The sequence below is a fragment of the Streptomyces sp. NPDC001848 genome (genome assembly GCF_042891915.1).
In the GTDB taxonomy this organism is placed as follows: Bacteria; Actinomycetota; Actinomycetes; order Streptomycetales; family Streptomycetaceae; genus Streptomyces.
In genome coordinates, this window is the sequence record NZ_JBIATP010000021.1 from 1 (window position 1) to 15,338 (window position 15,338).

Sequence of the window (15,338 nt, forward strand, 5' to 3'; positions counted from 1 at the left end):
ACCCCCCAGGTCATCCGTTCGACAGGGGGGAACAGCCATGCCGGGCCCGGAGGCCAGCGGCCCTCTTGCAGGACCGCGAAGAACATAACGGGGGCAGCTGCCGTGCGTATCCGTCGATGGGTGAACGGGCGCACGGTGGCGGGGCGCACGGTGGCGGGGCGCCCGGGGGTGGGGACGTGCGGGGGTGAGTATCGCTTCCCGGCGCCGGCAGGGTGCCGCTGCACCCACCCTCCCCCAACAAGCTCTCGGCTTCGCTCGAGCAGGGGACCCCCATCGCCCCAGCGGCACGAATGCCCGCAGCCACGAGTGGCAGATCTTGTCCCACCGCCCAAGAAACCCCAGCTCAGCCGCGTAAGTGACGTCCCGGCACATGGCGCAACACTTCGGCAACACAGCTTTCCCTACCGCATCGGTATGGTTCAAAACATGCCCTCCACCGACCGCATCCGAGACCACGCCGGTCAGGGCGCCGCGACCACCGTCGCCGCCCACCGCATGCGTCGCCGGCTGCGTGCGGACCAGGCCAGGCAGCTCGCCGATCTCCTCCGCCACCAGATCCTGACCGGCGGTTTCGCGGACGGTACGCTCCCCCACGAGACCACCCTCGGCGCCGACTACGGTGCCTCCCGCAACACCGTCCGCCAGGCCCTCGACCTCCTCCGCGCCGAGGGCCTGGTGGACCGGGTGCCCGGCGTCGGCACGGTCGTCGCCGCCCGCAAGTACCCCCATGGGCTGGACCGGCTGATGGGCCTCGCAGAGACCCTGCGCGAACACGGCCGCGTCACCAACGAGGTCCGCACCATGGGCCCCGCCCCCGCCCCCACCCCCGTAGCCGAACGCCTCCACGTCCCGCCCGGCTCCGACGTCCTCTACATCGAACGCCTGCGCAGACTGAACGGGCTCCCACTCTCCCTCGACCTCACCTACATCCCCCTGGACATCGGTACCTCCCTTCTGGATGCCGACCTGGAAAACACCGATGTCTTCCGCCTCCTGGAAGCCATCACCGGCCGGCGCCTCGGCCACGCCGAGATCACCCTGGAGGCGGTGAACGCGGACGCCCACTCCTCCGCCGTGCTCCAGGCTCCGCGCGGCGCCGCCGTGCTGATGCTGGAACGCCTCACCCACCTCGCCGACGGCCGGCCCGTCGACCTGGAGTTCATCCGCTTCCGCGGCGACCGCATCACCATGAGCGGTCTGCTGCACCGGTCTCGGTGACCCCTGTTCGCCCCCCTTTCGCCCTGTTCGCAGCACCTGCCTGGAGACAGCCATGCCCTTGGCGCCCCAGCGGGCCGACGTGCCCGTGACCATCGACGAGTCGAAGTGCATCGACGGCTGCACGCTGTGCGTGGACATGTGCCCGCTGGACTCCCTCGCCATCGACTCGGGCACCGGCAAGGCGTACATGCACGTCGACGAGTGCTGGTACTGCGGACCGTGCGCGGCCCGCTGTCCCACCGGAGCGGTCACGGTCAACATGCCCTACCTGCTCCGCTGAGAGGCCCGAACTCCCATGAAACGCACGGCAGTACCCCTCGCCACCCTCGCCCTCCTGCTCCCGCTCGCCGCCTGCGGCGGAGGCGCTCAGGCGGGCACCGGCTCCACGGTCACCGTCACCGTCGGCTACCAGTCGAAGACCATCAACACGGTCACCGCGGGCACCCTCCTGCGCTCCCTCGGCTACTTCGAGCAGCAGCTGAACGCCCTCCATGACGGCCACACCTACAGGGTCGTCTGGCAGGACTACGCGACCGGAGCCCCCATCACCGCCCAGATGACCGCCGGGAAGATCGACATCGGCTCGATGGGCGACTTCCCGCTCCTCATCAACGCGGCCCGCGGAAGGCAGCTGGGCCGCCCCACCCATCTGGTCTCCGTCACCGGCTACAACCTCCGCGGCGGCCTCAACACCATCGTCACCGCACCGGATTCGAAGCTCTCCTCGCTGCAGGACCTGAAGGGCAAGAAGGTCTCCACGAGCGTCGGTTCCGCCGCGGACGGCACCCTCGTACGGGCCTTGCAGCGTGCCGGCATCGACCCGGACAAGGGCATCGAGAAGCTCAACCAGCAGCCGGCGGTGGGCGCTTCGGCACTCGCGGCGGGCAGCGCGGACGCGCTGAGCCAGTTCGTGGCCTGGCCTGGCCTGCTCGCCTACCAGGGCAAGGCGAAGGCGCTGTACGACGGTGCGCGGCTCAACCTGCCGACGTTCCACGGCGTCACCGCGCGCGAGGACTTCGCGCAGCAGCGTCCGGCCGTCCTGGAAGCCTTCCTGAAGGCGCAGGCGCAGGCGACCGACTACCTGGGCGCCCATCCCGTGGCCGCGGCCGAGAAGGTCGCGAAGGCCACCGGCCTGCCCGCCGAGGTCGTCTACCTGTACAACGGCGCCCACGGCATCTCCACCTTCGACCCGGCCGTCAAGCCGCAGCAGGTGTCCGCGCTGAAGCAGGACGTGGCGGTCCTGAAGTCCGCGAAGCTGACGGGTGACATCGACGTGGACTCCTTCGTCGACGACCAGTACGTGAGGAAGGCGCTCGGCTCGGCGTACCCGAAGGATCTCGCTGCGACGCCTCCGCCGGCCGCCGGCGAGGTGTGGCCCAAGGGCGCGGAGACGACGCGTACCTTCAAGTCCGCCGATGAACTCCTGAAGTACGTGGCGCAGCACCGCCCGGACGTCCGTGCCGCGTACGTGCCCGACGCCACCACCGGCACCCTGTGGTTCGCCGACAAGGCGGTGTGGGTGGCGGACGGCAGCCGTCTGCTTCCCTTCGTCGCACCGGCCACCGCGCAGGCGTACGTCGGGGCGCACCCGGGGGCGCGTACGGTCTCGTACGCCGACGCGCTGGGACGGGCGTCATGAGCCGGTACCGCCGGTATGCGCTGAGGGTAGCGTCCCTGGCCGCCGCCCTCGGTCTGTGGCAGCTGCTCACCAGCCTGAAGGTGAACGTGTGGCTGCGCTTCTCGCAGTTCCCCACGGTCACCGAGGTGGCCCACGCCTTCGCCGGCCGGCTCGCCGGCGGCGACTACTGGACCGACCTGGCCGACAGCCTGACCCGCATCCTCACGGGCTTCCTGCTGGCGGCGGTCCTGGGGGTGGCCACGGGCGTGCTCGTCGCCCGCTCGCGCCTGGCCGAGGACCTGCTCGGCCCGCTGCTGGAGGTGGTCCGCCCGATCCCGGCGATCGCCCTGGTTCCCGTCGCGATCCTCCTCTTCCCCAGCAACGAACAGGGCATCGTCTTCATCACCTGCGCGGCCGCCTTCTTCCCCGTGCTGGTCTCGACCCGGCACGCGGTCCGCGCGCTGACCCCCGTGTGGGAGGAGGCGGTGCGGACCATGGGCGGCGGCCGGTGGCGGGTCCTCGGTTCGGTGGTCCTGCCGGGGGCGCTGCCCGGCATCTTCGGCGGCCTGTCCGTCGGCATCGGCGTGTCGTGGATCTGTGTGATCTCCGCCGAGATGATCTCCGGCCAGTACGGCGTCGGCTACCGCACCTGGCAGGACTACACGGTCGTCGACTACCCGGACGTCTTCGTCGGCATGGTGACGATCGGCGCGCTCGGCTGGGTGACGTCCACGGCGGTGGAGCTGCTCGGACGCCGTCTGACCCGCTGGCTCCCGCGGACCTCGTACGCCGCCTCGGACCGTGTTCCCCGGGAGCGCTTCGCCGCTTCCGCACCGATCACCAGCAGCCCCGAGACGACCGTTGCGGAGGTCCCCGATGACCAGCTCGTCTGACGTCCTGCCGCCGTCCCGCACCGGTGCCGGCCTCACCCTGCGGGCGGCCACGCTCGGCCGCCCCGGCGCACCCGCCCTCGAGGGCGTCGACCTGGACATCGCCCAGGGTGAGATCCTCACCGTCGTCGGCCCCTCGGGCTGCGGCAAGTCGACGCTGCTGCGGACCCTTGCCGGGCTGCTGCCGCCACTCGCCGGGACGGTGGAGCAGGACGGCCGCCCCCTGGACGGCCCTGCCGCGGACCGGGCTCTGGTGTTCCAGGAGGACGCCCTGCTGCCCTGGCGCACCCTGCGGGCGAACGTGGAACTCCCCCTCGCCATCAAGGGCGTTCCACGCACCGAACGCCGCACCCAGGCCGACGCCTGGCTGGACCGGGTGGGACTCGCCGACCGCGCACGACACCTGCCGCACCGCGTGTCCGGCGGCCAGCGCCAGCGCGCACAACTGGCGCGCGCCCTCGCCGCCGGCCCGCGCACCGTCCTCATGGACGAGCCCTTCGGCGCGCTCGACGCCCAGACCCGCGCCGGCATGCAGGACCTGCTGGTGGAGGTGTTGCACGGCACGGGCGCCACCGTCGTCTTCGTCACCCACGACATGGACGAGGCCCTGTACCTGGGCGACCGGGTGGCGCTGCTCGGCACGGGACGGCTCCTCGCCGTGCGGGACGTGCCGCGCCCGCGCGACCGTACGGCGCACCACGACCCGGCACGGCGCGCCCTGCGCCGCGAGGTCCTCTCCTCACTCGGTTCCTGAGCAAGCGAAAGGCGACCCTGGTGGACACCCCGATGGAGATCCCCGCCCTCACCGACGCCGAGGAACTGTCCTGTGACGTCCTCGTCATCGGTGGCGGCACGGCCGGCACCATGGCGGCACTGACGGCCGCCGAACACGGCGCGGACGTGCTGCTGCTGGAGAAGGCGCACGTCCGGCACTCCGGAGCGCTCGCCATGGGCATGGACGGCGTCAACAACGCGGTCGTCCCCGGGCGCGCCGAGCCCGACGACTACGTCGCCGAGATCACCCGCGCCAACGACGGCATCGTCGACCAGTCCACGGTCCGCCAGACCGCGACCCGCGGCTTCGCCATGGTGAAGCGGCTGGAGTCGTACGGGGTGAAGTTCGAGAAGGACGAGCACGGCGAGTACGCGGTCCGCCAGGTGCACCGGTCGGGCTCCTACGTCCTGCCGATGCCGGAGGGCAAGGACGTCAAGAAGGTCCTGTACCGGCAGCTGCGGCGGCGCGAGATGCGGGAGCGGATCCGGATCGAGAACCGCGTGATGCCGGTGAGGGTGCTGACGTCCGGGGGCCGGGCCGTGGGCGCGGCGGGCTTCCACACCCGTACCGGCCGCTTCGTGGCCGTCCGCGCGGGCGCGGTGATCCTCGCGACCGGCGCCTGCGGCCGCCTCGGCCTGCCCGCCTCCGGTTACCTGTACGGCACGTACGAGAACCCGACGAACGCGGGCGACGGATACGCGATGGCGTACCACGCGGGCGCCGAGCTGACCGGCATCGAGTGCTTCCAGATCAACCCGCTGATCAAGGACTACAACGGTCCGGCCTGCGCCTACGTCGCCAACCCCTTCGGCGGCTACCAGGTCAACCGGCACGGCGAACGCTTCGTCGACTCCGACTACTGGTCCGGGCAGATGATGGCGGAGTTCGCGGCGGAGGTTGCCTCGGACCGGGGCCCGGTGTACCTCAAGCTGAGCCATCTGCCGGAGGAGTCGATCTCGGCGCTGGAGTCGATCCTGCACTCGACGGAACGCCCGACGCGCGGCACCTTCCACGCGGGCCGCGGCCACGACTACCGCACCCACGACGTGGAGATGCACATCTCCGAGATCGGCCTGTGCGGCGGTCACTCGGCCTCGGGCGTCCGCGTCGACGACCACGCCCGGACGACGGTCCCCCGCCTGTACGCCGCCGGTGACCTGGCCTGTGTGCCGCACAACTACATGATCGGCGCGTTCGTGTTCGGGGAGCTGGCCGGCGTGGACGCCGCGCAGTACCAGGCGTACGAAGGCGAGTTGCCGCAGGACCAGCTCCGCGAGGCGCACGAGTTGATCTACCGCCCGCTGCGCAACCCGGACGGCCCGCCGCAGCCCCAGGTCGAGTACAAGCTGCGCCGCTTCGTGAACGACTACGTGGCCCCGCCGAAGTCCGGCGCCCGCCTCTCCCTCGCCCTGGAGGCGTTCGAGCGGATGCACGCCGACATCGCCTCCATGGGCGCCCGCACCCCGCACGAGCTGATGCGCTGCGCGGAGGTGACCTTCATCCGCGACTGCGCGGAGATGGCGGCCCGTGCCTCCCTGGCCCGCACGGAGTCGCGCTGGGGCCTCTACCACGACCGCATCGACCATCCGGGACGCGACGACGCGTCCTGGTTCCACCATCTCGATCTGCACAAGTCCCCCTCTGGTGCCATGGAGTTCACGGCCCGTCCCGTGGCTCCCTATCTGGTTCCGGTGGAAGGCTTCGCCCCCGTGGGCGGTGCCTCCCGGCGCCTCGGCGAGGTGCATGCCGAGCAGGTGGCGACGGCAGGGGCGCGCGAGGTGGCGCCCACCGCGGTGCAGGTGCGACCCGCGGCGAGCGACGAGACCGTCCGCCCCGCGGCCGACCCGGAGACACCGACGTCACCCCGCCTGCTCGACCTCCTCGCCCTGGCCGACGAGCAACCCGAACTCACCGCCCTGCGGCCGTACCTGGCCGACCCCGACCCCTCGGTCCGGCGCACCGCCGTCACGGTGCTGACCGAGACCGTGCCGCACGGCACCGGCCCCGCGCTCGCCTCCCTGCTCAGCGACACGGACGCCGACGTACGCGCCGCCGCGGCCGCCTCCCTGCGCGAACTCGTCGAGACGCTGCCACCGGAGCCGGCCCTGCGCGACCACCTCGCCACTGCCGTGTCCGAGCCGGACCCCGTCGTGCGCGCCGCCGCGCTGGACGTCCTACGGGCGCTGCGGCTGGGCGACGCCGACCTGTTCGCGGAGGCTCTCGCCGACTCCGACACGGCGGTCCGTATCGAGGCCGTGCGCGCCCTCGTCTCGATCGACACCGTCGCACCACTCGTGCGCGCCGCGACCGCCGACCCGTCCCGCGAGGTCCGGGTGGCGCTCGCCAAGGCCCTCGGCACGGTGGGCGCGGGAGGCCCCGGTGGCGGGGGCTCGCCGGGACCGGAAGGCGTTCTGTCCGCCCTCGCGGCCCTCACCGGCGACGCCGACGCCCTGGTCCGTGCGGCCGCCTATGGCGCACTGGCCGCTGTCGGCTGCCCGCCACCACTCGCCGACCGCGCCACGGCCGCCCTGTCCGACTCTGCCTGGCAGGTACGCGCCGGTGCCGCAGCCGCGCTGGCAGCCGCCGATCCCGAGCCGGCCGTCCCCGCCCTCGCCAAGGCCCTGGCCGACCCCAATGCGGACGTCCGGAAGGCGGCCGTCCTTGCACTGACCCGGCACAGCGGCGCCGATGACGCCCGCGCGGCCCTCGCCACGGCCACGACGGACTCGGACGCGGACGTCAGGGCGTATGCGGCCCGTGCGCTGTGAGCCCTGCCGGGCGGCTCGTACGCCGTCGCCTCATATCCAGTCGTCGGGCTCCGGCTCGTCGTCGGGCTCGGGCCAGTCGTCCGGGCCCGGTTCGTCGCTGGGCGCCGCGGCCTGCTGGGCGGCCGGCGGTCCGCCCAGTGAGGCGAGCACGTCGAGCACGCCCTCCCCGTAGGTGGCCAGCTTCTTCTCGCCGATTCCACTGATACCGCCGAGCTGGGCCACCGACGTGGGCCACACGGTGGCGATCTCCCGCAGCGTGGCGTCGTGGAAGATGACGTACGCCGGGACGCCCTGTTCCCGGGCCTGTTCGGCACGCCAGGCGCGCAGGGCCTCGAAGGCGGGGGCCAGCTCCGGGGGCAGCTCGGCGGCGGCCGCCTTCGGTTTGCGGTCGGACCGGGCGGAGGGCGACGACGAGCGGGGAGCGGCCGTCGGCTTCTGCGGCTCCTTGCGCAGCGGCACCTCGCGCTCCCGCCGCAGTACCGCCCCACTGGCCTCGGTCAGCACCAGCGTCCCGTACTCGCCCTCGACCGCGAGCAGCCCCTGTGCCAGCAACTGCCGGACGACGCCCCGCCATTCGCCCTCGGTCAGCTCCTCACCGATGCCGAACACGGACAGCTGGTCGTGGTCGAACTGGATGACTTTGGCCGTGCGCCGCCCCAGCAGGATGTCGACGATCTGCACCGCGCCGAACTTCTGCCTCCGCTCCCGGTCCAGCCGCCACACCGTGGACAGCACCTTCTGCGCCGCGATCGTCCCGTCCCAGGTGTCCGGCGGCTCCAGGCAGGTGTCGCAGTTGCCGCAGCCGCCCGGCTCCGGGTCCTGGCCGAAGTAGGCGAGCAGCTGGCCACGGCGGCACCGGGCGGTCTCGCACAGCGCCAGCATCGCGTCCAGGTGCGCCTGGGCCCGGCGGCGGAAGGACTCGTCGCCCTCCCCGGACTGGATGAGCTTGCGCTGCTGTATGACGTCGTTGAGCCCGTACGCCATCCAGGCCGTGGACGGCAGTCCGTCGCGGCCCGCACGTCCCGTCTCCTGGTAGTAGCCCTCGACCGACTTCGGCAGGTCCAGGTGCGCGACGAACCGCACGTCCGGCTTGTCGATACCCATCCCGAAGGCGATCGTCGCGACCACCACCAGGCCCTCCTCACGCAGGAACCGGGACTGGTGCGCCGCGCGGGTGCCCGCGTCCAGACCCGCGTGGTACGGCACCGCCTCGATGCCGTTGCCGGTCAGGAACTCGGCCGTCTTCTCCACCGAGTTCCGCGACAGGCAGTAGACGATGCCCGCGTCGCCCACGTGCTCCTCGCGCAGGAACGCCAGCAGCTGCTTCTTGGGGTCGGCCTTCGGCACGATCCGGTACTGGATGTTGGGCCGGTCGAAGCTGGCCACGAAGTGGCGGGCCTGCGGCATGTTCAGCCGCTGGGTGATCTCCTGGTGCGTTGCATGTGTGGCCGTCGCCGTGAGCGCGATCCGCGGGACGTCCGGCCACCGCTCGCCGAGCAGGGACAGCGCCAGGTAGTCGGGCCGGAAGTCGTGGCCCCACTGGGAGACGCAGTGCGCCTCGTCGATGGCGAAGACCGAGATCTTGCCGCGGGAGAGCAGGTCGAGGGTGGACTCCAGGCGCAGCCGCTCCGGTGCCAGGTACAGCAGGTCCAGCTCGCCGGCCAGGAACTGCGCCTCCACCACGCGCCGCTCGTCGAAGTCCTGCGTGGAGTTGACGAACCCGGCGCGCACACCGAGCGCCCGCAGGGCGTCGACCTGGTCCTGCATGAGGGCGATGAGCGGGGAGACCACGACTCCCCTACCGGGTCTGACCAGGGACGGAATCTGGTAGCAGAGCGACTTGCCGCCGCCGGTCGGCATGAGCACGACCGCGTCGCCGCCGGCCACCACATGCTCGACGACCGCTTCCTGCTCACCGCGGAAGGCGTCGTATCCGAAGACCCGGTGCAGCGTGGCCAGCGCCTCGCTCCCACCGTCCACCGCCGGCGCGCCCACCTCGGTCATCACAGCCGTCCCGTCCATCGCCCGTCCCCCGTCGGTCGCCCTTCGACCACTGCGTCCACGATAGGGGGCCGCGCCGACAGCCCTGGACTTATCCACAAGGCCCCTGGCCGACCCCGGTCAAGGACACGGCCATCGTTCACACGTGCGTGGGAGACCTGCCCGTTTCCGGTCGATAGTCTGAGTGGACCGGCGAGACTCCGTCCCATGGGAGCACTGATGAGCGTCGCACCGAAGGCGTCCACGCCCGCCTGGCCGATCCCGCCGGAGGGCGGCTGGACCGCCGACGACCTGGACCGGCTTCCGAATCTGCCTCCGCACACGGAACTGATCGACGGGAGCCTGGTCTTCGTGAGTCCGCAGACCATCTTTCACGAGCGTGCCATCGATTTCTTCAAGTGGCAGCTCCAGTCGCTGGCGCCTGCGGACCTCGAGGTGTTCCGCGAGTTCACCATCGATCTCGACAGCCAGAACCGGCCCGAACCCGACGTGGTGGTAGTGCACGGAGACGTGGTGGAGGACCCGGAGCAGACTCGCTTCCCGGCAGAGGCCGTCGTCCTGGCCATCGAGGTCGTCTCGGAGGACTCCGTATCACGCGACCGCGAGACCAAGCCCCTGAAGTACGCCCGGGCCAAGATCCCGCACTACTGGCGCGTCGAGAACGAGAAGGGCCGCGCGGCCGTGCACGCCTTCGAGCTTGAGCCCACCACCGGCACGTACACCAGCGTGGGGATCTTCAGGGAGCGGATGAAGATGGATGTTCCGTTCCCCGTGGACCTGGACCTCACCCAGATCAGGACGCGTCGCACCGACAGGCAGTAGCCCTGAGCAGCACACGGTCCGCCACCCCCCGAGCGGGTGCCGGACCGTTGCCCATAAGCGGCCGAACGCCTCAGCGCACGAACACCCCCGCCTGGCTCGCCAGGTCCAGGAAGTACTGCGGGGCCACGCCCAGCGCCACCGTGACCGCCACGCCGAGGCCGATCGCCGTCATCGTCAGCGGTGAGGGGACCGCCACCGTCGGACCCTCGGGGCTCGGTTCGCTGAAGAACATCAGGACGATCACCCGGATGTAGAAGAACGCTGCGACCGCCGAGGAGATCACACCGATCACCACCAGCGGGATCGCCCCGCCTTCCGCCGCCGCCTTGAACACCGCGAACTTCCCGGCGAAGCCGGAGGTCAGCGGGATGCCGGCGAAGGCCAGCAGGAACACCGCGAACACGGCGGCCACCAGGGGAGACCTGCGGCCGAGTCCGGCCCACTTGGACAGGTGCGTCGCCTCGCCGCCCGCGTCGCGGACCAGGGTGACGACCGCGAAGGCGCCGATCGTCACGAACGAGTACGCGGCCAGGTAGAACAGGACCGAGGACACACCGTCGCGGTTCGTCGCGATGACACCCGCGAGGATGAATCCCGCGTGCGCGATCGAGGAGTACGCCAGCATCCGCTTGATGTCGGTCTGCGTGATCGCCACGATCGCACCGCCCAGCATGGTGACGATCGCGATCGCCCACATCACCGGCCGCCAGTCCCAGCGCATGCCCGGCAGCACCACGTACAGCAGCCGCAGCAGCGCGCCGAACGCGGCCACCTTGGTCGCCGCCGCCATGAAACCGGTCACCGGGGTCGGCGCGCCCTGGTACACGTCCGGCGTCCACATGTGGAACGGCACCGCGGCCACCTTGAACAGCAGACCCATCACGACCATCGCGGCGCCGACCAGCAGCAGCGCGTCGTTGCCCATGGTGTTGGCGAGCGCCGGGTCGACGTTGGTGACCGTGCCGTCGACGACCTGCGCGATCCTGGCGTACGACACCGAGCCCGCGTAGCCGTACAGCAGGGCGATGCCGAACAGCGTGAACGCGGAGGCGAACGCTCCGAGCAGGAAGTACTTGACCGCGGCCTCCTGCGACATGAGCCGCTTGCGCCGGGCGAGCGCGCACAGCAGGTACAGCGGCAGTGAGAAGACCTCCAGGGCGACGAAGAGGGTCAGCAGGTCGTTCGCCGAGGGGAAGACCAGCATGCCGCCGACCGCGAACAGCAGCAGCGGGAAGGCCTCCGTCGTCGTGAACCCCGCCTTGACGGCGGCCTTCTCGCTCTCGCTGCCGGGTACGGACGCGGCCTGCGCGGCGAAGGAGTCGACCCGGTTGCCGTGTGCCTCGGGGTCGAGGCGGCGCTCGGCGAAGGTGAACACGCCGAGCAGGCCCGCCAGCAGGATCGTCCCCTGCAGGAACAGGGACGGTCCGTCGACCGCGAGCGCGCCCATCGCCGCGATATGGGCCTTGGTGGTGCCGTATCCGTCGGCCGCGAGCGCAACCACCGCGGCGAACGCGGCGGCGAGCGCGACCATCGATACGAACACCTGCGCGTAGTAACGGGACTTGCGCGGCACGAACGCCTCGATCAGCACCCCGATGAGCGCCGCGCCGATCACGATCAGGGTCGGCGACAACTGCCCGTATTCGATCTTCGGCGCCTGGATCTTCGCGATCGGGTCGGCCGCGGTTGTCCACAGGCTGTGGACGGCTACTGCGCTCACTTGGCCGCCTCCACCTCGGGCTTGGGATCGGTCTGGTGTACGTCGGACATGGTGTGCTGGACCGCCGGGTTGATCATGTCGGTCACCGGCTTCGGGTAGACGCCCAGGAAGATCAGCAGCGCGATCAGCGGTACGACGACCACGAGTTCGCGTACGCGCAGGTCCGGCATCGCGGCGACCTCCGCCTTCACCGGGCCCGTCATCGTCCGCTGGTACAGGACGAGGGTGTAGAGCGCGGCGAGGACGATGCCGAAGGTGGCGATGATCCCGATCGCCGGATGGCGCGTGAACGTGCCGACGAGGACGAGGAACTCACTGACGAACGGCGCGAGTCCCGGCAGGGACAGCGTGGCCAGGCCGCCGATCAGGAAGGTGCCGGCGAGCACGGGCGCGACCTTCTGCACGCCTCCGTACCCCGCGATCAGACGCGAGCCGCGGCGCGAGATCAGGAAGCCCGCCACCAGCATCCAGGCGGCCGTCGAGATGCCGTGGTTGACCATGTACAGCGTCGCCCCGGACTGGCCCTGGCTGGTCATCGCGAAGATGCCCATGATGATGAAGCCGAAGTGCGAGATCGACGCGTAGGCCACCAGCCGCTTGATGTCACGCTGGCCGACCGCGAGCAACGCCCCGTACAGGATGCTGATCAGGGCCAGGACCAGGATGACCGGTGTCGCCCACTTGCTCGCCTCCGGGAACAGCTGGAGGCAGAAGCGCAGCATCGCGAACGTGCCCACCTTGTCCACGACCGCCGTGATCAGCACGGCGACCGGGGCGGTGGCCTCGCCCATGGCGTTGGGCAGCCAGGTGTGCAGCGGCCACAGCGGCGCCTTCACCGCAAAGGCGAAGAAGAAGCCGAGGAACAGCCAGCGTTCGGTGCTGGTGGCCATGTGCAGCGAGCCGTTCACCCGCGCCTGCACGATCTCCGGGAGCGAGAAGTTGCCCGCCTGTACGTACAGGCCGATCACGGCGGCCAGCATGATCAGCCCACCGGCCAGGTTGTAGAGGAGGAACTTCACGGCTGCGTACGACCGTTGCGTGGACGCCGCCTTCTCGCCGTGCTCGTGGGCGCGGTCCCCGAAGCCTCCGATGAGGAAGTACATCGGGATCAGCATGGCTTCGAAGAAGATGTAGAAGAGAAAGACGTCGGTGGCCTCGAAGGAGAGGATCACCATCGCCTCGACGGCCAGGATCAGGGCGAAGAAGCCCTGGGTCGGCCGCCAGCGGCGGCTTCCGGTCTCCAGCGGGTCGGCGTCGTGCCAGCCCGCCAGGATCACGAACGGGATCAGCAGCGCGGTCAGCGCGATGAGCGCCACCGCGATGCCGTCCACGCCCAGCTCGTACCGCACCCCGAAGTCCTTGATCCAGGCCTGGGACTCGGTGAACTGGTAGCGGGCGCCGCCCGGATCGAAACGGAACCCGATCACCGCGGCGAGCGCGAGCGTGGCGAGCGAGACGACCAGCGCCAGCCACTTGGCGGCGGTGCGCTGCGCGGCCGGTACGGCGGCCGTGGCGATCGCCCCCACGGCCGGGAGCACCGCCGTCGCTGTCAGCAGGGGAAAGGACATCGCTATCAGACCGCCCTCATCAGCAGGGTCAGGGCGACGAGCACCGCCGCACCGCCGAACATCGAGACCGCGTACGACCGTGCGTAGCCGTTCTGCAGCCTGCGCAGCCGTCCGGACAGGCCGCCGACCGAGGCCGCCGTGCCGTTGACGACGCCGTCGACCAGGGTGTGATCCAGGTACACCAGGGAGCGGGTGAGGTGCTCTCCGCCGCGGACCAGGACGACATGGTTGAAGTCGTCCTGGAGCAGGTCCCGCCGGGCGGCCCGGGTGAGCAGGGAGCCGCGTGGGGCGACGGCCGGGACGGGCTTGCGGCCGTACTGCGCCCAGGCGATGGCGACGCCGATGACCAGGCACACCATGGTCGCTCCGGTGACCGTCAAGGCGCTGACCGGCGAGTGGCCCTCGCTGTGCCCGGTCACCGGTTCCAGCCAGTGCAGGAAGCGGTCGCCGATGCTGAAGAACGCGCCGCCGAAGACCGATCCGACGGCCAGCACGATCATCGGGATCGTCATGACCCCCGGCGACTCGTGCGGATGCGGCTCGGCGTGCTCGCCGCGGGTCTCGGCGGCGGGCTCCACGCTCGGCTCGGCCGGGGAGGGGGTCGGGGCGTGACGCCAGCGCTCCTCGCCGAAGAACGTCATCAGCATCACGCGCGTCATGTAGAACGCCGTGATGGCCGCGCCCAGCAGCGCCGCACCGCCCAGGATCCAGCCCTCTGTGCCGCCCTTCGCGAACGCCGCCTCGATGATCTTGTCCTTGGAGAAGAAGCCGGACAGGCCGGGGAAGCCGATGATCGCGAGGTAACCGAGGCCGAAGGTGACGAAGGTGATCGGCATGTACTTCCTGAGGCCGCCGTACCGGCGCATGTCGACCTCGTCGTTCATGCCGTGCATCACCGAGCCGGCGCCCAGGAAGAGCCCCGCCTTGAAGAAGCCGTGCGTCACCAGGTGCATGATCGCGAAGACGTAACCGATGGGGCCGAGGCCCGCGGCCAGCACCATGTAGCCGATCTGCGACATGGTCGAGCCGGCCAGCGCCTTCTTGATGTCGTCCTTGGCGCAACCGACGATCGCACCGAACAGGAGCGTGACCGCACCGACCACGGTGACGGCCAGCTGGGCGTCGGGCGCCGCGTTGAAGACGGCCCCGGAGCGGACGATCAGGTACACGCCCGCGGTCACCATGGTCGCGGCGTGGATCAGGGCCGAGACCGGGGTCGGGCCCTCCATCGCGTCACCGAGCCAGGACTGCAGCGGCACCTGGGCCGACTTTCCGCACGCGGCGAGCAGCAGCATCAGGCCGATGGCGGTGAGCTTGCCCTCGCTCGTGCCCCCGACGTGGCCGAGGACCGGCCCGAAGGCGAAGGTTCCGAACGTCGTGAACATCAGCATGATGGCGATCGACAGGCCCATGTCGCCGACGCGGTTGACGATGAACGCCTTCTTCGCCGCGGTGGCCGCGCTGGGCTTGTGCTGCCAGAAGCCGATCAGCAGGTAGGAGGCGAGACCGACGCCCTCCCAACCGACGTACAGCAGCAGGTAGTTGTCGGCGAGGACGAGCAGCAGCATCGCCGCGAGGAACAGGTTCAGATAGCCGAAGAAGCGGCGCCGGCGCTCGTCGTGCTCCATGTACCCGATCGAGTACAGATGGATGAGCGAGCCGACACCGGTGATCAGCAGGACGAACGTCATCGACAGCTGGTCGAGCCGGAAGGTGACGTCGGCCTGGAAACCGGCCACCGGGACCCAGCTGAACAGGTGCTGGGTGACGGTCCGGTGGTCGGCGGCCTTCCCCAGCAGGTCGGTGAAGAGGACCGCACCGAACACGAAGGAGACGGCCGCGAGCACGGTGCCGACCCACTGGCCGACCGCATCCAGCCTTCTGCCGCCGCACAGCAGGACGGCCGCTCCGAGCAGGGGCGCCGCGATCAGCAGCGCAATCAGGTTCTCCACGATTCT

At 70.7% G+C, this 15,338-nt stretch carries 11 protein-coding genes; 7 read left to right on the plus strand and 4 right to left on the minus strand.

Going from position 1 to position 15,338, the window contains the following annotated elements; all coding sequences use genetic code 11:
* Nucleotides 1-426: 426 nt before the first annotated feature.
* The 6 genes from ACFYZJ_RS33265 to ACFYZJ_RS33290 are packed head-to-tail and all read left to right on the plus strand — an operon-like array spanning nt 427 to nt 7,269.
* The gene (locus tag ACFYZJ_RS33265; RefSeq protein ID WP_388574326.1) at nt 427-1,218 is read left to right on the plus strand and encodes a GntR family transcriptional regulator; all 792 of its coding nucleotides are present in this window, start codon (nt 427-429) and stop codon (nt 1,216-1,218) included.
* A gap of 52 nt (nt 1,219-1,270) precedes the next feature.
* Complete coding sequence (locus ACFYZJ_RS33270; RefSeq protein ID WP_388574328.1) at nt 1,271-1,498, plus strand: ferredoxin family protein; 228 nt, start codon at nt 1,271-1,273, stop codon at nt 1,496-1,498.
* Nucleotides 1,499-1,513: 15 nt separating this feature from the next.
* Entirely contained in the window at nt 1,514-2,857 is a 1,344-nt protein-coding gene (locus ACFYZJ_RS33275) for an ABC transporter substrate-binding protein (RefSeq protein ID WP_388574331.1), read from the plus strand.
* Nucleotides 2,854-3,729: an ABC transporter permease gene (locus ACFYZJ_RS33280; RefSeq protein ID WP_388574333.1), complete on the plus strand. Its 876-nt coding sequence runs from the start codon at nt 2,854-2,856 to the stop codon at nt 3,727-3,729. The genes ACFYZJ_RS33275 and ACFYZJ_RS33280 overlap by 4 nt, the downstream gene beginning before the upstream one ends.
* A complete protein-coding gene (locus ACFYZJ_RS33285; RefSeq protein WP_388574334.1) occupies nt 3,713-4,480 on the plus strand; it encodes an ABC transporter ATP-binding protein in 768 nt (255 codons plus the stop codon). The genes ACFYZJ_RS33280 and ACFYZJ_RS33285 overlap by 17 nt, the downstream gene beginning before the upstream one ends.
* Before the next feature lie 32 nt (nt 4,481-4,512).
* The gene (locus tag ACFYZJ_RS33290; protein WP_388574610.1) at nt 4,513-7,269 is read left to right on the plus strand and encodes a fumarate reductase/succinate dehydrogenase flavoprotein subunit; all 2,757 of its coding nucleotides are present in this window, start codon (nt 4,513-4,515) and stop codon (nt 7,267-7,269) included.
* 30 nt (nt 7,270-7,299) lie between these two features.
* Here ACFYZJ_RS33290 and recQ read toward each other — a convergent pair whose 3' ends face one another.
* Nucleotides 7,300-9,291, minus strand: coding sequence for a DNA helicase RecQ (recQ, locus tag ACFYZJ_RS33295; protein ID WP_388574336.1), 1,992 nt, complete (start codon nt 9,289-9,291; stop codon nt 7,300-7,302).
* A gap of 198 nt (nt 9,292-9,489) precedes the next feature.
* Between recQ and ACFYZJ_RS33300 the strand changes: the two genes are divergently transcribed.
* Nucleotides 9,490-10,092: a Uma2 family endonuclease gene (locus tag ACFYZJ_RS33300; protein ID WP_388574339.1), complete on the plus strand. Its 603-nt coding sequence runs from the start codon at nt 9,490-9,492 to the stop codon at nt 10,090-10,092.
* A gap of 70 nt (nt 10,093-10,162) precedes the next feature.
* Here the strand turns inward: ACFYZJ_RS33300 and nuoN are convergent, their stop codons facing one another.
* The 3 genes from nuoN to nuoL are packed head-to-tail and all read right to left on the minus strand — an operon-like array spanning nt 10,163 to nt 15,332.
* Nucleotides 10,163-11,812: an NADH-quinone oxidoreductase subunit NuoN gene (nuoN, locus tag ACFYZJ_RS33305; RefSeq protein WP_388574342.1), complete on the minus strand. Its 1,650-nt coding sequence runs from the start codon at nt 11,810-11,812 to the stop codon at nt 10,163-10,165.
* Complete coding sequence (locus ACFYZJ_RS33310; protein WP_388574345.1) at nt 11,809-13,380, minus strand: NADH-quinone oxidoreductase subunit M; 1,572 nt, start codon at nt 13,378-13,380, stop codon at nt 11,809-11,811. The genes nuoN and ACFYZJ_RS33310 overlap by 4 nt, the downstream gene beginning before the upstream one ends.
* Nucleotides 13,381-13,385: 5 nt before the next feature.
* On the minus strand, nt 13,386-15,332 hold the full coding sequence (gene nuoL, locus ACFYZJ_RS33315) for an NADH-quinone oxidoreductase subunit L (RefSeq protein WP_388574348.1): 1,947 nt from the start codon (nt 15,330-15,332) through the stop codon (nt 13,386-13,388).
* Nucleotides 15,333-15,338: the final 6 nt, after the last annotated feature.